Source organism: Thiospirillum jenense, from assembly GCF_014145225.1.
Classification (GTDB): Bacteria; Pseudomonadota; Gammaproteobacteria; order Chromatiales; family Chromatiaceae; genus Thiospirillum; species Thiospirillum jenense.
Genome location: NZ_JABVCQ010000006.1, coordinates 77,950 through 100,989, shown reverse-complemented (window position 1 = coordinate 100,989; position 23,040 = coordinate 77,950). Strand labels below are relative to the sequence as shown.

20 protein-coding genes are annotated in these 23,040 nt (G+C 49.7%); 8 read left to right on the top strand and 12 right to left on the bottom strand.

What is annotated here, in order from left to right:
- Positions 1-97: 97 nt before the first annotated feature.
- Complete coding sequence (gene secA / locus HUK38_RS03975; protein ID WP_182582698.1) at positions 98-2,905, top strand: preprotein translocase subunit SecA; 2,808 nt, start codon at positions 98-100, stop codon at positions 2,903-2,905.
- 8 nt (positions 2,906-2,913) lie between these two features.
- Entirely contained in the window at positions 2,914-4,137 is a 1,224-nt protein-coding gene (gene argJ, locus HUK38_RS03970; protein WP_182582696.1) for a bifunctional glutamate N-acetyltransferase/amino-acid acetyltransferase ArgJ, read from the top strand.
- Positions 4,138-4,174: 37 nt separating this feature from the next.
- Here the strand turns inward: argJ and HUK38_RS03965 are convergent, their stop codons facing one another.
- The 3 genes from HUK38_RS03965 to HUK38_RS03955 form a co-directional block, all read right to left on the bottom strand.
- A complete protein-coding gene (locus HUK38_RS03965) occupies positions 4,175-5,077 on the bottom strand; it encodes a PfkB family carbohydrate kinase (protein ID WP_182582694.1) in 903 nt (300 codons plus the stop codon).
- 1 nt (position 5,078) lies between these two features.
- Positions 5,079-6,539, bottom strand: a complete 1,461-nt coding sequence (locus HUK38_RS15045; protein WP_238787440.1) for an SUMF1/EgtB/PvdO family nonheme iron enzyme — start codon at positions 6,537-6,539, stop codon at positions 5,079-5,081.
- A 78-nt stretch (positions 6,540-6,617) separates the two neighbouring features.
- Positions 6,618-7,001, bottom strand: coding sequence for a PH domain-containing protein (locus tag HUK38_RS03955; RefSeq protein WP_182582692.1), 384 nt, complete (start codon positions 6,999-7,001; stop codon positions 6,618-6,620).
- Between the two features lie 121 nt (positions 7,002-7,122).
- On the opposite strand from HUK38_RS03955, the gene HUK38_RS03950 reads away from it, so the two are divergent.
- The 3 genes from HUK38_RS03950 to gcvT all read left to right on the top strand — a co-directional run bounded on the left by HUK38_RS03950 (position 7,123) and on the right by gcvT (position 9,927).
- Entirely contained in the window at positions 7,123-7,677 is a 555-nt protein-coding gene (locus tag HUK38_RS03950) for an NUDIX hydrolase (protein WP_182582690.1), read from the top strand.
- A gap of 72 nt (positions 7,678-7,749) precedes the next feature.
- Positions 7,750-8,307 (top strand): zinc ribbon-containing protein, encoded by a 558-nt coding sequence (locus HUK38_RS03945; protein ID WP_182582688.1) that lies wholly within the window; start codon positions 7,750-7,752, stop codon positions 8,305-8,307.
- Between the two features lie 501 nt (positions 8,308-8,808).
- Positions 8,809-9,927, top strand: coding sequence for a glycine cleavage system aminomethyltransferase GcvT (gene gcvT / locus HUK38_RS03940; protein WP_182582686.1), 1,119 nt, complete (start codon positions 8,809-8,811; stop codon positions 9,925-9,927).
- Positions 9,928-10,030: 103 nt separating this feature from the next.
- On the opposite strand, the gene dapD is transcribed toward gcvT, so the two are convergent.
- From dapD to panC, 5 genes are all read right to left on the bottom strand, one after another.
- Positions 10,031-10,864 (bottom strand): 2,3,4,5-tetrahydropyridine-2,6-dicarboxylate N-succinyltransferase, encoded by an 834-nt coding sequence (dapD, locus tag HUK38_RS03935; protein ID WP_182582684.1) that lies wholly within the window; start codon positions 10,862-10,864, stop codon positions 10,031-10,033.
- A 122-nt stretch (positions 10,865-10,986) separates the two neighbouring features.
- The gene (locus HUK38_RS03930; protein ID WP_182582764.1) at positions 10,987-12,378 is read right to left on the bottom strand and encodes an NAD(P)(+) transhydrogenase (Re/Si-specific) subunit beta; all 1,392 of its coding nucleotides are present in this window, start codon (positions 12,376-12,378) and stop codon (positions 10,987-10,989) included.
- Positions 12,379-12,443: 65 nt separating this feature from the next.
- The gene (locus HUK38_RS03925; RefSeq protein ID WP_182582682.1) at positions 12,444-12,734 is read right to left on the bottom strand and encodes a proton-translocating transhydrogenase family protein; all 291 of its coding nucleotides are present in this window, start codon (positions 12,732-12,734) and stop codon (positions 12,444-12,446) included.
- Between the two features lie 38 nt (positions 12,735-12,772).
- Positions 12,773-13,867 carry a Re/Si-specific NAD(P)(+) transhydrogenase subunit alpha gene (locus HUK38_RS03920; RefSeq protein ID WP_182582680.1) on the bottom strand — a complete coding sequence of 365 codons (1,095 nt, stop codon included), beginning with the start codon at positions 13,865-13,867 and terminating at the stop codon, positions 12,773-12,775.
- Positions 13,868-14,047: 180 nt separating this feature from the next.
- Positions 14,048-14,908 carry a pantoate--beta-alanine ligase gene (gene panC / locus HUK38_RS03915; RefSeq protein ID WP_182582677.1) on the bottom strand — a complete coding sequence of 287 codons (861 nt, stop codon included), beginning with the start codon at positions 14,906-14,908 and terminating at the stop codon, positions 14,048-14,050.
- A 196-nt stretch (positions 14,909-15,104) separates the two neighbouring features.
- Between panC and HUK38_RS03910 the strand changes: the two genes are divergently transcribed.
- The 3 genes from HUK38_RS03910 to HUK38_RS03900 are packed head-to-tail and all read left to right on the top strand — an operon-like array spanning position 15,105 to position 19,036.
- Positions 15,105-16,151 carry a GNAT family N-acetyltransferase gene (locus HUK38_RS03910; RefSeq protein WP_238787438.1) on the top strand — a complete coding sequence of 349 codons (1,047 nt, stop codon included), beginning with the start codon at positions 15,105-15,107 and terminating at the stop codon, positions 16,149-16,151.
- 45 nt (positions 16,152-16,196) lie between these two features.
- On the top strand, positions 16,197-17,807 hold the full coding sequence (locus HUK38_RS03905; RefSeq protein WP_182582673.1) for an acyl-CoA ligase (AMP-forming), exosortase A system-associated: 1,611 nt from the start codon (positions 16,197-16,199) through the stop codon (positions 17,805-17,807).
- A complete protein-coding gene (locus tag HUK38_RS03900) occupies positions 17,804-19,036 on the top strand; it encodes a pyridoxal-dependent decarboxylase, exosortase A system-associated (RefSeq protein ID WP_182582671.1) in 1,233 nt (410 codons plus the stop codon). The genes HUK38_RS03905 and HUK38_RS03900 overlap by 4 nt, the downstream gene beginning before the upstream one ends.
- Here the strand turns inward: HUK38_RS03900 and HUK38_RS03895 are convergent.
- Genes HUK38_RS03895 through HUK38_RS03880 form a run of 4 tightly spaced genes read right to left on the bottom strand, consistent with a single transcriptional unit; the run spans position 19,033 to position 23,034 of the window.
- Positions 19,033-20,052 (bottom strand): polysaccharide deacetylase family protein, encoded by a 1,020-nt coding sequence (locus tag HUK38_RS03895; protein ID WP_182582669.1) that lies wholly within the window; start codon positions 20,050-20,052, stop codon positions 19,033-19,035. The two genes, HUK38_RS03900 and HUK38_RS03895, sit on opposite strands and share 4 nt — an antisense overlap.
- A complete protein-coding gene (locus HUK38_RS03890; RefSeq protein WP_182582667.1) occupies positions 20,049-21,332 on the bottom strand; it encodes a putative O-glycosylation ligase, exosortase A system-associated in 1,284 nt (427 codons plus the stop codon). The genes HUK38_RS03895 and HUK38_RS03890 overlap by 4 nt, the downstream gene beginning before the upstream one ends.
- A 48-nt stretch (positions 21,333-21,380) precedes the next feature.
- A complete protein-coding gene (locus HUK38_RS03885) occupies positions 21,381-22,343 on the bottom strand; it encodes a tetratricopeptide repeat protein (RefSeq protein WP_182582665.1) in 963 nt (320 codons plus the stop codon).
- Positions 22,312-23,034, bottom strand: a complete 723-nt coding sequence (locus HUK38_RS03880; protein ID WP_182582663.1) for a hypothetical protein — start codon at positions 23,032-23,034, stop codon at positions 22,312-22,314. Before HUK38_RS03880 ends, HUK38_RS03885 begins: the two co-directional genes overlap by 32 nt.
- Between the last annotated feature and the right edge of the window lie 6 nt (positions 23,035-23,040).

The window sequence follows — 23,040 nt, the reverse complement described above, 5'->3', positions numbered from 1 at the left end:
CGCGAACGCAACTGGGGTGAACAATAATTGGCGTTATACTTAGCCGCAACTCGATGCCACGGTGTCGGTGGTTCAATTTAGCCCAAGAGAGCGCGTTATGCGGATTGATTTTCTAAAAAAAATATTTGGTAGTCGCAACGAGCGGTTGGTCAAGCGCCTGCTCAAAACAGTGGAGCGCATCAACGTCCGCGAGGCGGAATTGGCCACTCTGTCAGACGCGGCGCTGCGTGACCAAACGGATGCGTTCCGCCAGCGCCTCAGTCAAGGTGCGCCGCTCGATGAGTTGCTACCGGAAACCTTCGCCGTGGTGCGCGAGGCCAGCAAACGGGTGCTGGGAATGCGCCATTTTGACGTGCAAATGGTCGGCGGTATGGTGTTGCACAACGGCAAAATTGCCGAGATGCGCACCGGCGAAGGTAAAACCTTAGTGGCGACCTTGGCGGCATATCTCAACGCCCTGCCCGGTAAAGGTGTCCACGTTGTCACCGTGAATGATTATCTAGCGCGCCGTGACGCGGTGTGGATGGGACAGATTTATCATTTCCTCGGCTTATCGGTCGGGGTCATTAATTCCTCGGGCAATTCGGGGCCGGACGCCGCGTCTTATTTATACGATCCCGACTATTTACCCGCCAGCGCGGACGCGGGTTATCGGCATTTACGCCCCGTCTCCCGCCGTCAAACCTATCACGCCGACATTACCTACGGCACCAATAACGAATTCGGGTTTGATTACCTGCGCGATAACATGGCATTTGCCCCCGAGCAGCGCTCCCAACGCGATCCATTTTACGCCATTATTGACGAGGTGGATTCGATCTTAATTGACGAGGCGCGCACGCCGTTAATTATCTCCGGTCCCTCCGAAGGCAGCACGGAATTATACGCCCGCATTGATAAAGTCATTCCGTTATTAACCCGCCAAGACCCGATCACCAATGAAGAAGGTAAGCCGGATTTCGGCCCCGGTGATTATTCAGTGGATGAAAAAACGCGGCAGGTGTTTTTAAGTGAAGACGGTCATCAAAAGGTCGAAGATTTATTAACCGACCTGGGTTTATTATCCACTGGCGAAAGTCTGTACGATTCGTCAAATATCATGTTAATGCACCACGTTTACGCGGCATTGCGCGCTCATGCCATGTTTCAAAAGAACGTGGATTACATCGTGCGCGATGGGCAGATCATCATTGTTGACGAATTCACTGGTCGCACCATGCCCGGGCGGCGCTGGTCAGAAGGGCTGCATCAGGCGGTGGAAGCCAAAGAACGGGTGTCAATTCAACACGATAATCAAACACTTGCGTCCATTACCTTCCAAAACCTGTTCCGCCTGTATCCGAAATTGGCGGGCATGACTGGCACGGCGGATACCGAGGCGTATGAGTTCCAGCAGATTTACGCGCTGGAAGTGGTGGTGATCCCGACCAATCAGCCCATGATCCGCGATGATCGCGGCGATCTGGTGTATTTGACGCAAGATGAAAAATATCAGGCGATCATTGCCGACATCAAAGATTGCATTCAACGCGGCCAGCCGGCGCTGGTTGGCACGGCGTCCATTGAGACGTCGGAGTTGGTGTCTAAGTTGTTGAACGATGAGAAGATTCCGCACGAGGTGTTGAACGCTAAACAGCACGAGCGCGAGGCGGGCATCATTGCGCGGGCGGGCGAGCCGGGCGCTGTCACGATTGCAACCAACATGGCGGGGCGCGGCACGGACATCGTACTGGGCGGCAATTTGGAGGCGGAATTGCAGGCGGCGGCGGATGACGCCAGTCGTGCGCAGATTCGGGCGGATTGGCAGGCGCGCCATGCTCGCGTCATTGCGGCGGGCGGGTTGCATGTGATTGGTACGGAACGCCACGAATCGCGGCGCATTGATAATCAATTGCGCGGGCGGGCGGGGCGGCAGGGTGATCCCGGGTCGAGCCGTTTTTATTTATCATTGCAAGATAATTTAATGCGCATCTTTGCCTCCGAGCGCGTGTCTAATTTAATGCAGCGGTTGGGAATGCAGTCAGGTGAAGCGATTGAACATCCCTGGGTGACAAAGGCAATTGAAAATGCGCAGCGTAAAGTGGAAGGGCGCAATTTTGATATTCGGAAACAATTATTAGAATACGATGACGTCGCCAATGATCAGCGCAAAGTCATTTATACGCAGCGCCGCGAGTTAATGGACAGCGAGGATATTTCCGACACAATTATTGCCATTCGCACCGACATTTTGAGTCATTTAATTGATGGCTTTATTCCACCGGACAGCATGGAAGAGCAATGGGATATTCCCGGGTTAACTACCGCGTTGGCCGATGCTTTTAATGGCGAGTGGCCAATTCAGCAGTGGTTAGATAGCGATCAAAGTCTGCATGAAGAAACCCTGCGCCAGCGCATTGCGGATGAATTAAATCAGCGGTACGCGGAAAAAGAGCGGTTCATTGGTGGCGCCACGCTGCGGCAAATTGAAAAGGGCGTGATGTTGCAGGCATTGGATACGCATTGGAAAGATCATCTTGCGCAAATGGATTATTTACGGCAGGGCATTCATTTACGCGGTTATGCGCAAAAGAATCCCAAGCAGGAATACAAGCGCGAGGCATTTGAAATGTTCTCGCTGATGCTGACCAACATTAAACAAGAAGTGGTCACGACGCTGGCGCGGTTGCAGGTGCAGAGCGTCCCGCCCGAGCTGGCGCATCTGGGCGTACAGGAGCAACTGTTTGAATTCAAACATGAAGAGTTTCACGGCTTGGACGATCCCGCGCCAGCAGGTGAGGCGGGCGCGGCGGCTGACACGGCGGAGCAGCCGTTCGTGCGGCCGGGGCGCAAAATCGGCCGCAATGAACTCTGCCCGTGCGGGTCGGGTAAAAAGTACAAGCATTGTCACGGTCAAGTGGAGTGAACGTTGCCATGCAACCAGTTGATTTATCACAAGAAACTGTTGAACCAACGGTGGCGGGCGTGCGCATTGCCACCACCGCCGCCGGCATTCGCTACGCCGGCCGCGATGATTTGGTGTTATTTGAACTCGCCCCCGGCAGTCACACCGCCGCCACCTTCACCCGCAACGCCTTTTGCGCGGCACCGGTGACGGTCGCCAAAATCCACCGCGCCGCGCAATCGCCACGTTATTGGCTCATCAATTCGGGCAACGCCAACGCCGGCACCGGTCAGGCGGGCTTACTTGCCGCGCTCGCCAGTTGCCAAGCGGTCGCGGACGTGACCGGCTGCAACCCCGCGCAGGTGCTGCCATTTTCCACTGGCGTGATCGGTGAAGATTTGCCGGTGGACAAAATCAGCGCCGCGCTGCCCGGATTGCGTGACCAACTTGCCCCGACCAATTGGTCAGCCGCTGCTCGGGCAATTATGACCACCGACACGCGGCCGAAATTGGTGACGCGGCAGTTTCAGGTCGGCGAGCGCACCGCGACGCTGGTCGGCATCGCCAAAGGTGCGGGCATGATTCGTCCCGACATGGCGACGATGCTGGCGTTTTTAGCCACCGATGTCGCCGTCGCGCCCGCCGTGTTGCAAACCGTTCTGAGCGCCGCCGTTGACCAGTCGTTTAATTGCATCACGATTGATGGCGATACCTCGACGAACGACGCCTGCGTGTTGGTGGCGACGGGTGAATTGAATAACGCGGCAATTGACACGCTCGACAGCGCGGCCGCGGCGAGTTTCAGCGCAGCGGTGGCGGAGGCATGTTTGGCACTGGCGACGGCAATCGTGCGCGACGGTGAAGGCGCGACCAAGTTGGTGCAGGTCGTGGTGGAGGGCGCGCAGTCGGCAGTTGAAGCGCGACTGGTGGCGGATGCCATTGCCCACTCGCCGCTGGTCAAAACCGCGCTGTCGGCCGGTGATCCAAACTGGGGGCGGATTTTAGCCGCCGTCGGCCGCGCTGGTTTAACCGACTTGGTGATCGAACAGGTGGCGATTTGGTTGGATCAGGTGTGCATCGTGCGCAACGGCGGGCGGGATGCCAACTACCGCGAAGCCGACGGGCAGCGGGTGATGGCGCTGGATGAATTCACTATTCGCGTCACGCTCGGGCGGGGGACGGCGGCGGTGCGGGTGCTGACCTGTGATTTGACCTGCGAATATGTGCGCATCAACGCCGCGTATCGCACCTGAGATGCCACCCGCGTTGGTCACGGTGGCGTGGCAATCGCTACAGTATCCCCGCCGCCGCCGCGCTCTTAATTAACCCGTCCAATCCTTCCCGTCCGCAGTGGTAGCCGGACAAATGCACGGCGCGAGTTAATACTTGCACGAGCGGCAATTGTTTTAATAACCCGTCAATAATTGCGGCATTAAATACATCGCCGGCGGCCAGCGTTTCTATTAACATTGGCGGGCGATAAGCTGGCACGAATTGCGGAATATGATCATTGGTCACGGCATACGCACCATCCGCCCCCCACGCGGCAATGCACAGCGCGGCGTGGCTAATGGATTGTTGGCGAATTAAAAACTGGCGCGGGTCATGCGCACCGGTGGCAATAATAAAAGCGCGTGAAAATAACAGCGCCTGCACCGGTAATAACAAACCCTCAATCCCCGGGCGGTTTTTTTCAATTTCAATTGAAATCGGCAAATGCGGATAATCATGTTGCACTCGCGCAATCATTTTTGCCGTGTGATCCGGCTGCCGCCCTTCAAAATGAATCCAACGGCAATTATCCAATGACACCTGCGCGAATTCATCGGCAGTTAATTCGGGCAAGGTGCGATAATGCACAATGGTGCGGCTGCCGGTTAATTGACTGACGGTAATAAATGACGTGGGCGATGTGGTGCCGGGGTGGTGAATCACTTGATCGGTGACAATGCCGTTTTGCCGTAATTCATTCATAATGAACATGGCGGCGTGATCGTCTGCGCAGGTGCCGAGCCACGCGCATTGATGACCGAATTGACTTAAAACCGTTAAGCTATTGGTGACATTACCGCCACGACTGAGGCGTTGCCCAATTGCCCGCATTTCGGCATCTTCGGCGGGATAATTCGTGACGCGGTTGACAATGTCGAGCGTCGCCACGCCCACGCCGATAATCAATTGCCCAGTTGCCATCTCAACGTCCCACGCTGCGGGCGACGCGGAAGCCGATCATGTCAACGTGGGTGGTAGCAGCGAAGCGGTTGCGGGCGTGGCTACGCATCGCACTCGACGGGCTGCTGAAACTGCCGCCGCGCACCACGCGATACTGGCAATTCGCGTCCTCCACCGCCGCGCCGCTGGCGGGGGCATCGTGATAGGTCGGGCGGTAGCAATCAGCCACCCACTCGTAGGCATTGCCGGCGGTGTCGCGTAACCCGAACGGATTGGCGGCAAAACTGCCCGCTGGTGCGGTGGACACCCGATCCCAGCGAGTGCCGCAGTCAAAACACACGGCGCGATTTTCCGCAGAGCCGGCGCCCCACCAGTAGGAGGAGGCGCTACTGCCGCGAGCGGCGTATTCCCACTCCGCTTCGCTGGGCAGGCGGTAGGTGTGACCCGTTTGCTGCGACAGCCACTTCAAATAGGTTTGCACTTCCTCCCAACTGACATCCACCACCGGCCGACTGCCGCGTCCCCAACCAAAATCATTCGGGCGGCGCGCATTGGTGGCGTGAACAAAACGGTCGTATTCGTTAAACGTCACTTCATTAACGCCTATTAAATAGCCATCCAATTGCACGGCGCGCACCGGGCGGGCATCGCTGTCTGACATGCCGATTGGATCGCCCATTGCAAAGCGGGCGGGGTGAATTACGACCATCTCCGGCCCGTTGGGGTCGCGCACTGGGTCGGCTACCGCGTCAGCGGGGGATGGCAGGACAATTGATTGTGCCAGCGCGGCATCGGCGGGTAACGCTGGAACGTCACCGGCGGGGGGCGGATTGGCGGCGGGGGCTGGCGCGGCGGTCACTGGTTGCGCCGTGTCGGTCAAGTACGGTTCACCCACCAGCGGCGCTAATGGATTGAAATGATTGGCAATGGTCGTTTCATCAAACATTGGCGCACCGGCTGCGGTGGTGGTTTGAATAAACGGTGGGGGTGGTAAAACGCCGCTCCACCACAGCCCACCGCCGGCCACCGCGGCAATCACTAACCCGGTGGCAAAACCTCCGACAAAGCGCAAGCGCCCCGGGTGATCGGCAGCCTCGGCATCCGGATCAAACTCTGGCGGTGAGGCAAGCGCTTGACTGGCGGCTGAGGCGGCCACGGCGGCGGCATCAGTGCTACCGCCGGCAATGAACCCGCGTCCTTCGGCATCTTTTAACACGCGATCTTTGCGATCCAATTCCCGCCGCAGCGCGTCAATATCTTGGTAACGATCTTCGAGGCGATCTTCCAAGCGGCGGCATTCGTTGGTTAATTCCTCGACGATGCGCTCCTGTTCACGCAACGCCAGCCGCAAACCTTCATTTTCCTGTAACACGGCCAAATCGGCGGTGACGGCGGTGGCATCGCGGACTCCACCAGATGCGGGCGGGGCGGCGGGTTTATTGGTAGTCGGTGACGGCGGGACGGGGGGGGAAGATGGCGCCATTGTTCAAATCATCCAGGCAAATAAAACGCGGGGGGCGATTGAATTGAGTTGGTTGAATACGGCGAGGGCGTGACCAATTCAGCGGGTGGATAAAACGGCGGTGGCGAGCGCTTGTTGAATCGCCGTCACATTGTCACCGCCGTGCAATGAGCGCACAATCGGTTCGGCCGCGCCCGACACCCAGATTTTTAAATCGGCATCGAGATCAAAATGGCCGGCAGTTTCGACGGAAAAGCGCGTGATCGCCCGGTAGATCACGGACAAATACTCAGTTTTTTTCCCCGTCAAGCCCTGTTTATCAATTAAAATCAACCGCCGGTTGGTGAACACAAATTGGTCACGAATTAATTGAAACCCAATTTCAATCGTTTCAGTTTCCGCTAAAATTGGTGCCAATTGCTGGCGTAAAGTGTCAGAGTCAACCGTCGTGGCATTGCCGAGTAAACCGCTAAATAATCCCATTGCGCACCTCTATTGGTGATTTAATTGCATGATCTATCAACACAATCATACTGCGCACATCATACACTAGCCCTTCCGTGTAACTGTGATTTTGCGCATGACATGACAGTTTATGACAACTATGGCACTAAATGACACAGCACCGCCGGCGTTTCAAACGCTGATTTATCAAGGCAAGGTCGTGACCTTGGCACTGGAAACGGTGCAACTGCCCACCGGCCAGCGGGTGGAATTGGAGATCGTTCACCACCCCGGCGGCGCGGCGGTGGTGGCACTTGACGCACAATTGCAACTGTGTTTATTGCGCCAATATCGCCACGCCGGCGGCGGCTGGTTGTGGGAATTGCCCGCCGGTAAGCGCGATGATGGTGAACCGCCGTTGCAAACTGCGCAGCGCGAGTTGGCGGAAGAGGCCGGCATCACCGCCGCGCAGTGGTCGGAATTGGGCTGGTTGCACAGTTCGCCGGGCGTGTTTGATGAGGTGATTTATGTGTATTTGGCGCGGGATTTGACGCCGACGGCAATGGCGCACGGCAGCGGCGAGGTAATTGAAGTGCATTGGCTGCCGCTGGTGGAAGTGTGGAATTGGTGTCAAAACGGGCAAATCACCGACGCGAAAACGTTAATTGGCATTTGCCGGACGGTGGCACATTTGCAAATCTGCCAGATGAATTAGGTCAGCAAAACGGCGCCAGTTTTATTCACCACCATTCATACCAACTCAATTCACATCATCAGGAAATCAATCATGCCGCATTCCACTGATCCAATCACGCCGCCGCCATCAGATTTATATTCCAATCGCCTGATCCGCGCCTATGAACGCATGTTAGACCTGCTGCATGTTCATTCCACCGCTGAAGCGGATAACGCCGCGCCGGTCTTCACAAAACTGCGCGATCAATTAGCCGCCGTCCGTGATCGCATGGTGGAATTGGGCGAATTAACCCGCGAGGAAGCCAATCGCATTGGTGATTATTTAGAACGGGATTTACACGACGCCGCCAGTTATCTTGTCACCACCGGGGATGATTTACGCAATTGGTGGCGCTTTGATGTGGCGTTAATTGAAGAGCGCATTCTCACCGCCTTTACCAGCGTCGCCGATCAAACCAGTTTGCAATTGCGCCAGCTCCAGCACGAGGGGCGGCAGTTTGACCGCTACCAAACGGGCGACATCACCGCACCTGGCACGTTACGCTGTACTGGCTGCGGCGCGGCCGTGACCTTGACGCAGACCGGCTGCATTCCCGCCTGCCCCGCTTGCGGCGGGACGCAATTTGGGCGCTCGGTTATGCGTGGCTAGAACGTGACGATATTCTTGCCTGTCTATCCTATGCCCATCGGTCACATCAGATCGCATCCCATGCTGTAGCCGTGTAACACCTGTCACTGGTTATTAATGCCGATACATTTTTCTTAAGCATTAGTGAGCAATGCTCAGTAACGCTTAACTGCCAGTCCGAAGATTGGGGTGTATCTACCAAGGCTGCAAAAACAAATGTTTTTACAGCGCGAACTCTTTGATGCGTTTCAAGTTTTACGCCAGCAACTCGTGCTGGCAACCGCATACTCGAACTTGTTAAAGAGCGTGATTGAGTAGCACGCGCTTGGTTATCGCCATAAAATACATGCTACCCAGTTTTAGGATAACGACGGATTTTTGCACTGTCAAAGTCGTTCTCTGTCAGAAATATGCTAACGGACTCAGCATTCCTCAATCATGCTAAGCAAAACACAGTTTATTGGATACTATGTGGCAACCCTATCAATTTTAACCCCTCCCAAGAAAGCAAAATTAACCGCCATGTCCGCTTTGTACCGCACCGAACTTTACCCAGTCCATCAACAACTTGGCGCAACGTTCATGCCGTTTGGCGGCTGGGACATGCCGCTGCACTACGGCTCGCAACTGGCCGAACATCACGCCGTGCGCACTGACGCCGGGCTATTTGATGTCTCGCACATGCGGGCGATTGACGTGGACGGTGACGCCGCGCAACTGGCACTGCGCCGTCTGTTAGCCAACGACATCGCCCGCCTCACCACGCACGGCAAGGCGCTCTACAGTTGCCTGCTCAATCCCGCCGGCGGCATCGTGGACGACCTCATCGTCTATCGCCAACCCGCCGGCAACGGCTACCGCCTCGTGTTAAACGCCGCCACCGCCGAGCGTGACCTGAACTGGATGCGCTCTCAAATCACTGATTTAGAAGTCACTTTTATCCAACGCCCGCTCGCGCTGCTGGCGCTGCAAGGGCCGAATGCGCGAGCCAAAGCCGCCGCGGTGTTGCCCGCCCAGTTGCGCGACGCCGCCCTCGCCTTGCCGCCGTTCACCGCGACCTCCGCCGATGATCTGGACTGGTTCATTGCGCGGACGGGTTACACCGGCGAGGATGGTTTTGAACTGATGCTGCCCAACACCGAAGCGGCGGCCGTGTGGACGCAACTGATCGCGGCGGGATTTACGCCGTGTGGACTCGGGGCGCGTGACACCTTGCGGCTGGAGGCGGGCATGAATCTGTACGGGCAGGACATGGACGAAACCACCACGCCATTGGATAGCGGCGTGGCGTGGACGGTGGCGTGGCAGCCGACAGATCGCCGATTCATTGGACGGGCGGCGCTGGAGGCACAACGCGCCAGCGATCATTACCGCCCGTTTGTCGGTTTATTGCTATTGGGGCGCGGCATTATGCGGCCGGGGCAGGTGGTGACGAATCATCATCAAGATTCAATTGGTGTGATTACCTCGGGTGGATTTGCACCGACCTTGCAGCGTTCGATTGCGCTGGCGCGCTTGATTAATAAAACTCTGACCATCGGTGATCCCTGTCACGTCATTATTCGCAATACACCAGTGGCGGCGCGCATTGTTAAACCGCCATTCGTGCGGCATGGCCAAGCGCAGATTGAATTGAATTAAACTGGATGAAACGAACAGCGGCGCTGAATGAACTCGCGCCGCTGGTGATTAAAATTAAAACAGTGGGGCAGTTTGATGCAATTACCCCGGCGGTTTATGTCAATTAAATATCGCGCAATAATTCATTAATCCCAACTTTGCTGCGCGTTTTTGCATCCACCTGTTTAATAATCACCGCGCAATATAAACTGTGCGACCCATCTGCCGCTGGTAAATTACCTGATACCACCACCGACCCGGCCGGCACCCGCCCGAATGAAATCTCACCCGTCAGGCGATTATAAATTTTGGTACTTTGCCCAATATAAACGCCCATTGAAATCACCGAACCCTGCTCAACAATTACGCCTTCAACCACCTCCGACCGCGCCCCAATAAAACAATCATCTTCAATAATAGTCGGCGCCGCCTGCACCGGTTCTAATACCCCGCCAATTCCAACGCCGCCTGATAAATGCACGTTTTTACCAATTTGCGCACATGAACCAACCGTCGCCCAAGTATCCACCATTGTCCCTGAATCAACATACGCACCGATATTGACATAAGATGGCATTAACACACAGCTCGGTGCAATAAAAGCGCCGCGCCGCACCATTGCCGGCGGCACCACTCTCACTCCCGCTATGCGAAATGATTGCGCGGTGGCATTGGCGTATTTACTCGGCACCTTGTCATAATAATTGGTGCAACCACCGTTCATTAACTGATTATCTTCAATCCGAAACCACAGCAATACCGCTTTTTTGACCCAATCATTCACCACCCATTGCCCAGTTTCATTGCGTTCGGCAACGCGCAATTCACCCCGATCCAGGCGTTCAATGGTCGCCAATACCGCATCTTTAACGTGCGTATCTACTGTGCGCGGCGTGATGTCGGCGCGGTTTTCAAAGGCAGTTTCAATAATGGTTTGATGAGAATCAGAATAAGTCATATTGATTAAATCACACTCAAAGTGGTGGTAAAGATGCCGAGTAAACCAGCAGCGGCGGTAATTCAATCGGCAACGTCATTTAGTCATTCAACTGGTGCGCGATCAATTGCCGCCGCGCTGTTTTATTGCCGTTTTAATGCCGCAACCATGCCCTCAATTGTCGCTTTAGCATCACCAAAAATCAGCGCGGTATTCTCTTGGTAGAATAATAAATTATCCACACCTGAATAGCCCGGACGCATTGAACGCTTGAGGAAATACACCTGCCGCGCTTTATTCGCTTCTAAAATCGGCATTCCATAAATTGGACTGCTTTTATCATCCTTTGCGGCGGGATTAACCACATCATTTGCTCCGACAATTAACGCCACATCCGCGCTCGGAAACTCGGGATTGATCTCATCCATTTCCATAACCAAATCATACGGAATATCCGCCTCAGCTAATAAAACGTTCATGTGTCCTGGCATTCGCCCGGCGACCGGGTGAATAGCAAATAATACCTCCGCCCCCCGCGCTTGTAATTGCTCCATCAATTCTTTTAACGCATGTTGTGCTTGTGCAACCGCCATGCCATAGCCGGGAATAATAATAATTTTACTGGCATCTTCCATCCAATAAATCGCATCTTCAACTGACGCTGATTTAACACCCTGACCTGCGGCCGCGGTCGCCGTATTCGCACTTTCATTATCCGAACCAAAGCCACCGAAAATGACGTTAATAATTGAGCGATTCATTGCCTTACACATAATATAAGAAAGAATTGCACCCGAAAATCCAACCAGCGCCCCGACAATAATTAACAAATAGTTGTGCAGCGTAAAACCCGTTGCCGCGGCCGCCCAACCTGAATAGCTATTCAGCATTGAAATCACGACTGGCATGTCCGCGCCGCCAATTGGAATAATTAAGGTTGCGCCTAAAATAAATGCCAGCAATGTCATTAATAATAACGACCAGAGCGCACCTGTTAAACCGAAATGCACCGCTAATGCAACGGTCGCCATCGCTAATAGCGCATTGATGAAATGCTGCCCGCTGAACTTGACCGGTTTACCGCTAATTAACCCTTGCAATTTACCAAACGCAATCACGGAGCCGGTGAAGGTAATGGCGCCAATCACAATACCAGCGGATAATTCGCCCATTAATAGCCCGGTTAATTCGGCACTGGCGCGTTTATTAAAAAAGGTGCCAATAGCAACTAATACTGCCGCCATGCCAACAAAGCTGTGCAATGCCGCGACTAATTGCGGCATGGCGGTCATTTGAATGCGTTTGGCAATGATGATACCAATCACGGCGCCGCAACCAATACCGACAATAATTAACCCATAGGTTTGCACGGCGCTGCCCATCAAGGTTGCGGCAATGGCAATTAACATGCCCAACATGCCGAATAGATTGCCGCGCCGCGCTGTTGTTGGGTGGGTTAAACCTTTTAACGCAAAAATAAATAACACCGCTGACAATAGATACGCCATTGCTTGTGCATTAGGCGATAAGGTCATAGCGGCTAAATCAATTGCGGTGGTGGATGGTGGTAAAACTGGAATTGACATGGCAATAAACCTGACTAACCTTTATTCTTCTTTTTGAACATGGATAACATGCGGTGGGTGACTAAAAACCCGCCGAAGACGTTAATACTGGCTAATAACACGGCAATGAATCCCATCGCGGATGCGGCAAAGCCGGCCTGATCTAAACCTGTGACTAATAATGCACCAACTAATACAATCCCCGAAATGGCGTTGGTTAATGCGACCAATGGTGTGTGTAATGCGGGCGTGACGCCCCAGACGACGTAATAGCCAATAAAACAGGCGAGTAAAAAAACGTACAGTGCTAATACCGATTCCGACATGGTGTGATTCCTGTGAATTAAAACAGTGCTGGCAACGGTTAGTCAGCAGCAATTAACATAGCGCGGGTAATTTCATCGTTTTGCAAATCACGCAAGCGCAGTTCATCGGTGGTTTTTTCCACCATGATGTCCAGCAAGTTCATTAAGTTCTTTGCATAAAAACTGCTGGCATCAGTCGCTACTCGTGATGGATAATTCGTATAACCAATTAACGTCACGCCCTGATGTTCAATGACCTGATCGGCAACCGTCAATTTACAATTACCGCCGTTTGCCGCTGCTAAATCAACTACCACGGCGCCGGGACGCAAGCGTTCTATTACATCAGTGGTAATTAACTCCGGCGCCGGGCGACACGGAATCAATGCCGTAGTAATAATGACTTGCGCCCGCACTAATTCATTCGCTAATGCCGCTTGTTGTTTCGCTTTTGCTTCCGCTGATAATTCCCGCGCATAGCCACCAGCACCCGCGCCGCTTTCACCCAAATCTAATTCAATTGGTTTTGCACCGAGTGATAAAATCTGCTCGCGGGTTTCGGGGCGGACATCGTAAGCGTGAACGTCCGCACCGAGGCGGCGAGCGGTGGCAATCGCCTGCAAACCCGCGACGCCAGCGCCCAACACCACGACGCGGGCGGGTTTTGCCGCGCCGGCGGCGGTCATCATGGCGGGAAAAAAGCGTTTGTTGTGGGCGGCGGCTTCGATCACGGCGCGATACCCGGCGATGTTGCTTTGTGACGACAGTGCGTCCATCGCCTGCGCCCGCGAAATGCGCGGCATCCGTTCCATTCCCAGCACCTGCACGCCGCGATGCGTCATTTCTGCGACAAGTGCATCGGCGCCACAACTTTCCAGCAAACTAATGTACACCGTACCAGTGCGCACTGCCGCCGCCTCGTCAGCCGTCGGGCGGCGGACTTTCAGCACCAGATCGGCGTCAAAAACTGCTGACCGATCAACCAGTTGCGCCCCAGCGGCGGCAAACTCGGCATCAGGGTAACAGGCGGCCGTCCCCGCGCCAGATTCGATCAAAATTGTGAAGCCCTTCGCCACCAATTTTTTCACGACCTCGGGCGTGGTCGCTACGCGCTGCTCACCGGGCAGCGTTTCTGCGGGAATGCCTATTTTCATATCAGCTTGAATTCCTTTACTTTTTGGGGCAACAACCCCACCGTTTAACCAGATGACAGGCATTATCGGGGGTAAACCGGCGAGTCTCAACTGTTATTGCAGCGGCGCGGCGCGTGAATGAACTTAGCGATTAAACCAGTCATGCAAATAACTCGCAAATTGTTAATGAATCACGATTCATCAAGCGTCAGTTTCATTACGCACCACCGTCAAATTATCAATCAACCGCGTTGTTCCTAAATAAACCGCGGCCAAAATTACCAATGATTTATCACCTTCAATCGGCACCGCCAAATCAATTGCCCGTCGGATACTGACATAATCTGGCCGCAATCCATGTTGATTTAATTGTTCACGCGCCGTATGCTCGATCTGGTCAATTGCTATTCCCGCCCGCACTGCTGTCGCCGCCTGTTTTAATACTGCGTATAATTGCGATGCAATTGCTCGTTCCGTCGGAGTTAAATACGCATTGCGTGAACTTAATGCCAAACCATCTGCAGCGCGCACTGTCGGCGCACCATGAATCATAATTGGCCAATTCAAATCTGCCACCAATTGGCGAATTAACACCAATTGCTGATAATCCTTTTCGCCGAATACCGCACAATCGGGTTGCACAATATTAAATAGTTTAGTAACAACGGTCGCCACGCCATCAAAAAAGGCTGGACGAGTCACACCGCATAATTGCGTTGATAATTCTGGCACCAGCACTCGCGTATGCAATGCTTGACCATTTGGATAGAGCTCCTTTACGGTTGGGGCAAATAAAAGATGCGTCCCAACCCGCGTTAATTGCGCAACATCATTTGCAAAGGTGCGTGGATAGCGAGTAAAATCCTCACTCGGGCCGAATTGGAGTGGATTAACAAATACACTCACGACCACGCGCTCGGCATGCGTGAATGCTAATTGCACTAAACTCAAATGCCCGTCATGCAATGCACCCATTGTTGGGACTAATGCAATACGTTGCCCCGCCTGTCGCCATTGCGCTAACTGCTGCCGTAATGCCGTAATTTGTTCAATAATGTTCATCGCTTTATACCAAAATATGTCAACAAAATAGTAATTATACTTGTTATTGAATGCTGCCGCACTCGCGTGACGAATAGCGTATCACACCGTATTAAAGTCTGGCGAACTTACTCACTTCATTACACGCCCTGTTTAAATTAAAACGGAACGTTTCATTATGATTTTGCGCCAAAGGTCGCGCACCATGAATCAGCAAATGGGTTACGTTAGCCATGCTAATCAATTGCCAGTGATTTACCAACAGCTTCTTAATATCGCTGAATTGAACAATCCAGAACTAGGCGCTGACTGGTGGCAATTATTAATAGATCACGGTTTAAATGCTGATGAATCCCCTCAGTTTTGGTTTAATGAAATAACCGTCCCGCAATCAGGTTATGCGTTATTACCACTGTGCAGTTCATTACGCCAACATCACCACTTGCGCGCACTCACTAATTGCTATACCACTTTATACAACCCAATAATAAATGGTGTAGGTGGTAATACTGCATTAACTGAATTACTCATTCAAGTGCGGCAGGTATTACGGCCTGCCACTTTAATTTTACGTCCATTAGCGCAAAACACCTTACCGCAATGGCATGAGTGTTTAGATAATGCCGGTTGGTTAAGTGATGCGTTTTTTTGTTTTGGCAATTGGTATTTACCAACCACTGGATTAACCTACGAACGGTATTATGCTGAACGCCCAGCGGCATTGCGTCATACTTTAGCACGAAAAAATAAAAAATTCTCTCAGCACGGACGCGGGCAATTCCGAATAATTACGGGTGGCGCTGAATTAGAAAACGCAATAGATGCCTATCAAACCATTTATGCTGCCAGTTGGAAAAGTCCTGAACCTTTTCCATACTTTATTCCGCAATTGATTCGTCAACTCGCAGTACGCGGTGAGTTGCGCCTCGGATTTGCAATGATTGATAATACGCCAGCCGCAACGCAATTATGGATAGTTACACAACAACGCGCCGCGATTTGTAAATTAGCTTATGATCCACGTTTTGCTGAATTTTCGCCGGGTTCATTATTAACTGCGCATTTAATGCAACACGTCATAACGGTTGACAACGTAACAGAAATTGATTACCTCATTGGTGATGATTCCTATAAACGTGATTGGATGACCCACCGGCGCGAACGTTGGGGTATTCTTGCTACTAATCCATTTCATTGGCGGGGGCTAATGAATACCGCAAATCACCGCTTGCGGTCTAGCATTAAAAAATTGCTTCATTTATAATCGTGCTGTTTTATTTTTAATTCTGACTACGATTGGAGAATAACGATGGCAACGAATGTGCCACCGACGCTATTGCATCACTTGGTATTGCATCAAGCAGAAAATAACCCGAGCGCCTGCGCAGTGCGCTATGCAAATGAAACGCTGACTTATGATGTGCTGGCTGACGCCATTAACGCCGCCGCAAATCATTATCTCGCATTAGGATTACAGCGCAGTGAACGGGTGGCGGTGTATTTAGAAAAACGATTAGAAACAGTTGTTGCATTATTTGCTGCGGCGGCTGCTGGAGGCGTATTTATTCCGATTAACCCGCTATTAAAAGCTGAACAAGTTGGTTATATTTTAGCAGATTGTAATGTGCGTTTATTAGTGACATCGCCGGCGCGTTTAGAATTGCTCGCCCCAGTGCTTAATCAATGTCCAGATATGCGTATCATTTTATTAGTTGGCGCAGCGCATGTTGATTATCTTGAATTGCCCAAAAACGTGATAATTCGTGCATGGAATGATAAAGACGGTGTGCAATCTTGTCCAGCTTGGCGGGTTATCGATCAAGATATGGTTGCTATTTTTTATACATCTGGCAGCACTGGTCGCCCGAAAGGCGTGGTATTAGCGCATCGTAATTTTGTGGCAGGCGCTATCAGTGTGGCGGAGTATTTACGGAATCATTCGGCAGACCGCATTTTATCAGTATTACCGTTGAGTTTTGATTACGGTTTTAATCAATTAACGACTGCATTTTTAGTTGGCGCCAGCGTTGTTTTAATGAATTATCTTTTACCGCGTGACGTAATTCGTGCCGCAGCGCGTGAACAAATCACTGGCTTGGCTGCCGTGCCACCATTGTGGATTCAATTAGCACAGCTCAAGTGGCCAATAGAAATTACCGAGCATTTGCGTTATTTCACCAATTCTGGTGGAGCAATGCCGATCTCGACATTAGCACAATTAAGAACGCAATTACCAAAAACTCAACCTTATCTAATGTATGGACTTACGGAAGCCTTTCGTTCAACTTATTTACCACCCGAATACATTGAACAGCGCCCGGACTCTATTGGTAAAGCGATTCCCAATGCGGAAATCCAAGTGGTTCATCCCAATGGTCATTTATGCGCTCCGAATGAACCGGGGGAATTAGTACATCGTGGTGTGCATGTGGCAATGGGGTATTGGAATGATCCTGAAAAAACTGCCGAACGCTTTCGACCCGCCCCCGGGCAAATAACAGGTTTGCCATTAACTGAAATTGCAGTCTGGTCGGGTGACGCTGTTAAAATGGATGATGAAGGTTTTTTATATTTCATTGGGCGACGGGATGAAATGATTAAAACCTCGGGGTATCGAGTCAGCCCCACTGAAATTGAAGAAGTCATTTATGCGACAGGATTAATCACCGAAGTAGTTGCATTAGGTGTTGCGCATCCCGTATTGGGGCAAGCAATTGTTGCTATTGTTTATGCACTCAACGCAGACCCGACAATTAACACCACGTTATTAACTGAATGCCAACAACGATTACCCGCATTTATGGTGCCCCATCGACTTATTATTTATTCTAATCCTTTGCCGCGTAATCCCAATGGCAAAGTAGATCGTCAATTATTAACTCAAACAATTGCTACGCTGTTTTCGGAACCCACAGTATGAATGCCCTAGAACACCATGTCCCGTTGCTTTTTCCAGTCGTGAATAATGAATTAATGGTTGGAGGAATGCCAATTACACGACTTGCAGCGCGGGTTGGACGCACACCATTTTATGTTTATGATCGCGCAATTATAAAACAACGAGTAAAAGCATTACGGCAGGTTTTACCTCCAGAAGTGCATGTGCATTATGCAATTAAGGCAAACCCAATGCCGGCAGTTGTTCAACAATTTGCTGCATTAATAGATGGTTTTGATGTTGCCTCTGCACGAGAAATGCGAATTGCTTTAGATACGCCGATGCCAGCGAGCCACATTAGTTTTGCCGGACCTGGCAAACAACGTAGTGAATTAAGTCAGGCAATTGCAGCAGGTGTTGTCATTATTGTTGAATCGGAAGCAGAATTAGAGTTGATTATTCAATTGGGACAGGAACTAGCACTCCTTCCGCAAATCATGTTGCGAGTCAATCCACCTTTTGAATTGAAGTCGTCGCGTATGAAAATGGGCGGCGGGGCAAAACCTTTTGGGATTGATGCCGAACAAATCCCGACATTATTAGCGCAGTTGCCCAATGATAAAGTCGCTTTTTTAGGGTTTCATGTTTTTGCCGGTTCACAAAATCTGAATGCCGCTGAAATCATCGAGTCAATAACCCAAACTATTGCATTGATACGCCAATTAAGTCGTCATTGCACTGTGCCAATCAAATACATTAATCTTGGTGGCGGTTTTGGTATTCCCTATTTTCCCGGCGATCAATTGCTAGACCTAAAGAAGTTGGGCACAGAATTTACCAAACAGCTAACCCAAGCAAAAACTGATTTTCCACAAACGATGTTTATTGTTGAATTAGGACGCGCATTGATTGGTGAAGCAGGTATTTATGTGACTCAAGTAACTTATCTTAAAGAATCACACGGACAACGCTTTTTAATTACGGATGGTGGGCTGCATCACCATCTCAATGCGACAGGTAATATGGGACAATTAGTGCGTAAAAACTATCCGTTGCTGGTTGCTAATCGGGTTGTGTCTGATAATGAACCCAGCATGACCAACGTTGTTGGTTTATTATGCAGCCCACGCGACATATTAGCTGAAAACGCACCATTAGGACACGCACAGGCAGGGGATTTAATCGCAATTTTACAATCAGGGGCATACGGTTTAACTGCTAGTCCATTGGGATTTTTGGGGCATGAACCACCGCTTGAAGTGCTGGTTTAATGATGATTAATCGACCGTGTTAATAATGACGGTATGGTTTGCCGTCGTAATAAATTACGCAATAACTGCTGTATAAAGCGTTCGGGTTGTTTTGCCCAGGGAGTAAAGCGTGGCAATTGATAATGATCTGTTGTTGAATGCGCACACCCCCACGCAGTTGAAACGGCGCCAATAAATCCCAAATCTTGAATTAACTGAATGTGATCGGCGGTGTAATCGGTATTGGGTTTGCCATTGGGATAAGCAAATAATTTGATTTGGCTATTCAGTAATGATTCTAGTCGCGCTCGCCCGCGTGTTATGTCATCGCGTACTTCAGTCAGTGACAATTGCGTTAGAATAGGATGACTCGCCGTATGCGCCCCGATTTCTATTCCCATTGCTGCCAGTTGTTGTACTTGACCGCCGGTTAGCATTAAATCAGTTGGCAATGGTTCATTGGTCAAGACGGCTGTCAACTGGTTAATACGCTCTAATCGCTGCGCCGCAGGTAAATACTTGACTTGCGCTATTAAGTGGTCAATGGCGGCAAGTTTTTTAGCAGCAGAAGATAAATCGTACTGGCCTAATCCTAATGAATCTAAAGAAACAGTTATTGGAGCAGCCCGTCGCACTGCTTCAATTACTGTATCATTAAACATCCGTCCGCCTTCAAGATAATCAGTGGCGATAAAACAGGTTGCAGGTAATCCGTATTTAACTAAAATTGGCGCTGCTACGGTCAGATTATCTGCATAACCATCATCAAATGTAAGACAAACGGCGCGCTCGGGCAAGGCGTGTTTAATTAGCCGTTCAATGGCTTCAGCAAGTGGTAATACATTAAAACAAGTGTGTAATGCTAATACTTGTTGTGTGAACGTTGCAGCATCCACTACATCTGGCAATAACGCATCTGGTTCGGGAATAACACGGTGATAAATTAGGACAGACAATGCAGCGCGATTGCCAGCCGGGGAAAGGAGACTTGCCATGGCGCGGTAAGTGGTGTGAAAACGAATCGGTGGAATTATCATTTGGTGGTGCGATCTGTTCTTTTGTTCATTTGACGTGGTGCCATGCCATCATTCGGTTGTTGTATTAGCTTGCCAGCAATGACACTCATTGCAATGAGATAATAAGGATAATCAAAATAGGCTAAACTTAAGAATGCACCTGCGGCTGCATACCCAATTAAACTCACCTGTAACATTAAACCCAAATCCGTTGCCCAACGTTTATCTGGATCACCACGACTATGACGAACAATCCACGCACAACGTAGCCAAGTTGATATACCCAATAGCATAAATAAACTAAAGCCAACCCACCCTTGATTACCTAGTATTTGAAAATAAATGCTGTGCATGTCATATACCCAATTAGGATTGGGCGCATAAATGGCATACATTGCGCGAGTGTGCATATTCGCACCGCCGCCAAAAAACCGATCATTGGCAACATTCCATGCAAAAGTCCAAGCATTGATACGCTGCATGGCCGACTCATCTTCTTCATAGGATTCTACCGTATTCATTCGATCCCACCAGGATTGCGGCATGAATAGTACGATTAGTAACGCAACGGCGGCAATAATTAATGTCGGGCCAAATTTATTAGGGGATTTCCACCAAAAAAATACACCAATACATAAAATACCTAAAAATGCCCCACGCGATTGGCTACCAAGCACAGCAGCAGTGGTTAAAAACGTTGAAACTAATAATGCCCGCTTAATCCAAATTTTATTTTCCTGTAAATAAAGGTAATACATCAATGGTAACGTTATTAACATTGCCAGGGCCATTTCGTTGTTACCTGAAATAAAACTATCGTCTGGTCCCCAAACTCGAAAAGAACCACCTGTCAAAATGGTAAATAAGCCACCTTTAACACTAAAAAATCCGATTGATAAAACAATAACCCAAATCAAGTTTTTTAATTTTTCTTTGTCTGTTATGACGGCAATCGTAATAAAAATAAACACTTGAATTTTTAAATAACGGGTCAATTCTTTCTGCGCACCTTCGGGATTTGCAGCAAAAATAGTTGTGATACAAATCCAAATAACCAACAACAGTAAAATAACTGTTTGTGCTGACCAAACATTTTGTTTCCTTTCCCGACTAATGAAGAGTGAAAGAAATGTGACTAATGCGATGATTTGTGAAAAAGGCAAACTATAAGCAAATCCCCAACTCAAGCGCTGTGGGTTCATAAAAGCAAACCACGCCCATAAATATGCTCCAACATAAGGACGCGAAAACGCTTGTGAAATAAAGACAACAAAGATTCCAACAATCAGTAAGTCTCGCATTGCAATATTGCTCAGAGTGTCATCAACATTTCAGTTCGCTATGTAGAGTTAATCAACTGGACAAAACCGACAATACGGATTGTGAGAACTGGATATTGGTGCTGCTGACTTTTGAGCATCATCGTTGATTGATTTTTTTGAATTGATTAACTCAGAATTTGGCTGTTTTTTTTGTTGAGTTGTGTTAGTTAATTTTTTAATTTTTGTTTTAGTGATCTTTACTTGTTGTTTGGAAGCACTCGACTTAATAATTTGAACTGGTGGTTCAGGCTGTTCGGTCTTTTTTGGCGATTTCACGGTTATATCAGAGTGTTCTGTAACAGTTTGATTAGGAAAATCGGAACTATCAACATTCATTAAAACACGATAACGCCGCTGCAATAATGCAGAATTAGGCTTTAATCGCATTGCTGTTTGTAATGTTTTTAGTGCTTCATCTCGTTGTCCATTTGCAATCAAAGCATCGGCAAGAATTAGATGTGCGCTGATAAGATTGGGCTTTAATTCCAATGCACGACGTGCCGCCGCCGCTGCTTGAATATAGTTTTGTTCAGCCAAATACGCGGCTGCAATTTCTTTGTGAACGACAAACAGATATGGCCAACGTCCGCCTCCATATTGATTTGCTGCGCCAACAACAAACTGCATTTCTTTGCGCCATTGACTACTTTCGAATTTACGAGTTACTTCATCGCGTGCTGATAAGGAACGAAATTTATGAACTAACCCCCAACAATAATGATGAAACCAAATGGCATTCCTTGCCATCGCATCTTCTGGACGATGAAGAGATACGTTATGGTCAAGCCAAGTAGTGCCATTAATTTCACCCATGCCAATGGTGACGCAGGGTTGTGGTACAAATTTGATTTCTTCAATAGTAACTGGACCAATGCCGTGCAAGTTTTTTCCAACTATAGACAATGCAGCGGTATTTAATGTAGCCGCATTAGCATCAATAGAAAACAACAAAAAAAGTTCAACGGTAACGTATCCAATAATTTTTAACATAAATAATAATCGCTTTGAAAAAATCAAACATACCGTGATGATACTGATAAAGAAGCCCGTTAAATGTTTTTCTAAGATCACTAACGGTCAAAGATAAATCTATTAGGTTGTTGATCCGCCAGAGCGTTGTAGTTGGATGCAATAACAATTGTTCATATTCGACTTCGATATAACAAAAAGCATTCTTATCTAGAAAATAACGCAAGCTGTTATTGATACCAATTTCGTATTTACGAGCATAATCGAACGTTTGGATTTGCCGTCTCAATGTCATTGATATCCACGATTGAAGCGGGTCACGAGTTAATAAAATAAAGCGTACTTGTGTTAAATCTAACAAGGTTTGCCAATAACGTATTGTGAGCCACAATCGTGGGTCTTTCCATATCCAGGGCGAATGCTGGGCGCATTTTTCTATAAATGAAAGATATGGTTGCGGATCAAGTCTCAACGCAGAAGTTGTGACTACATCAATAAAGTTTGGGCGAAAACACATAGTCCAGTTTTCGGTGAAATTGGTCTCACTCAATATCTGTTGATTTAATTTCACTAACTCTGCATTTTCCCATGTATTGTAGTCAGGCTTGTGAATAGTTTCATCACCAACCCAATATCCTGATTGGGCGAATAAGCCCGCGACAACAGAGCTGCCTGTTAGCCCACTGGTTAAAATAATGACGTTAAGCGACATAACAAA

What these genes read in the sequence shown, in the direction of transcription:
- secA (WP_182582698.1), top strand. Translation starts at nt 98, where the DNA reads ATGCGGATTGATTTTCTAAAAAAAATATTTGGTAGTCGCAACGAGCGG.
- argJ (WP_182582696.1), top strand. Translation starts at nt 2,914, where the DNA reads ATGCAACCAGTTGATTTATCACAAGAAACTGTTGAACCAACGGTGGCG.
- HUK38_RS03965 (WP_182582694.1), bottom strand. Translation starts at nt 5,077, where the DNA reads ATGGCAACTGGGCAATTGATTATCGGCGTGGGCGTGGCGACGCTCGAC.
- HUK38_RS15045 (WP_238787440.1), bottom strand. Translation starts at nt 6,539, where the DNA reads ATGGCGCCATCTTCCCCCCCCGTCCCGCCGTCACCGACTACCAATAAA.
- HUK38_RS03955 (WP_182582692.1), bottom strand. Translation starts at nt 7,001, where the DNA reads ATGGGATTATTTAGCGGTTTACTCGGCAATGCCACGACGGTTGACTCT.
- HUK38_RS03950 (WP_182582690.1), top strand. Translation starts at nt 7,123, where the DNA reads ATGGCACTAAATGACACAGCACCGCCGGCGTTTCAAACGCTGATTTAT.
- HUK38_RS03945 (WP_182582688.1), top strand. Translation starts at nt 7,750, where the DNA reads ATGCCGCATTCCACTGATCCAATCACGCCGCCGCCATCAGATTTATAT.
- gcvT (WP_182582686.1), top strand. Translation starts at nt 8,809, where the DNA reads ATGTCCGCTTTGTACCGCACCGAACTTTACCCAGTCCATCAACAACTT.
- dapD (WP_182582684.1), bottom strand. Translation starts at nt 10,864, where the DNA reads ATGACTTATTCTGATTCTCATCAAACCATTATTGAAACTGCCTTTGAA.
- HUK38_RS03930 (WP_182582764.1), bottom strand. Translation starts at nt 12,378, where the DNA reads ATGACCTTATCGCCTAATGCACAAGCAATGGCGTATCTATTGTCAGCG.
- HUK38_RS03925 (WP_182582682.1), bottom strand. Translation starts at nt 12,734, where the DNA reads ATGTCGGAATCGGTATTAGCACTGTACGTTTTTTTACTCGCCTGTTTT.
- HUK38_RS03920 (WP_182582680.1), bottom strand. Translation starts at nt 13,867, where the DNA reads ATGAAAATAGGCATTCCCGCAGAAACGCTGCCCGGTGAGCAGCGCGTA.
- panC (WP_182582677.1), bottom strand. Translation starts at nt 14,908, where the DNA reads ATGAACATTATTGAACAAATTACGGCATTACGGCAGCAGTTAGCGCAA.
- HUK38_RS03910 (WP_238787438.1), top strand. Translation starts at nt 15,105, where the DNA reads ATGGGTTACGTTAGCCATGCTAATCAATTGCCAGTGATTTACCAACAG.
- HUK38_RS03905 (WP_182582673.1), top strand. Translation starts at nt 16,197, where the DNA reads ATGGCAACGAATGTGCCACCGACGCTATTGCATCACTTGGTATTGCAT.
- HUK38_RS03900 (WP_182582671.1), top strand. Translation starts at nt 17,804, where the DNA reads ATGAATGCCCTAGAACACCATGTCCCGTTGCTTTTTCCAGTCGTGAAT.
- HUK38_RS03895 (WP_182582669.1), bottom strand. Translation starts at nt 20,052, where the DNA reads ATGATAATTCCACCGATTCGTTTTCACACCACTTACCGCGCCATGGCA.
- HUK38_RS03890 (WP_182582667.1), bottom strand. Translation starts at nt 21,332, where the DNA reads ATGCGAGACTTACTGATTGTTGGAATCTTTGTTGTCTTTATTTCACAA.
- HUK38_RS03885 (WP_182582665.1), bottom strand. Translation starts at nt 22,343, where the DNA reads ATGTTAAAAATTATTGGATACGTTACCGTTGAACTTTTTTTGTTGTTT.
- HUK38_RS03880 (WP_182582663.1), bottom strand. Translation starts at nt 23,034, where the DNA reads ATGTCGCTTAACGTCATTATTTTAACCAGTGGGCTAACAGGCAGCTCT.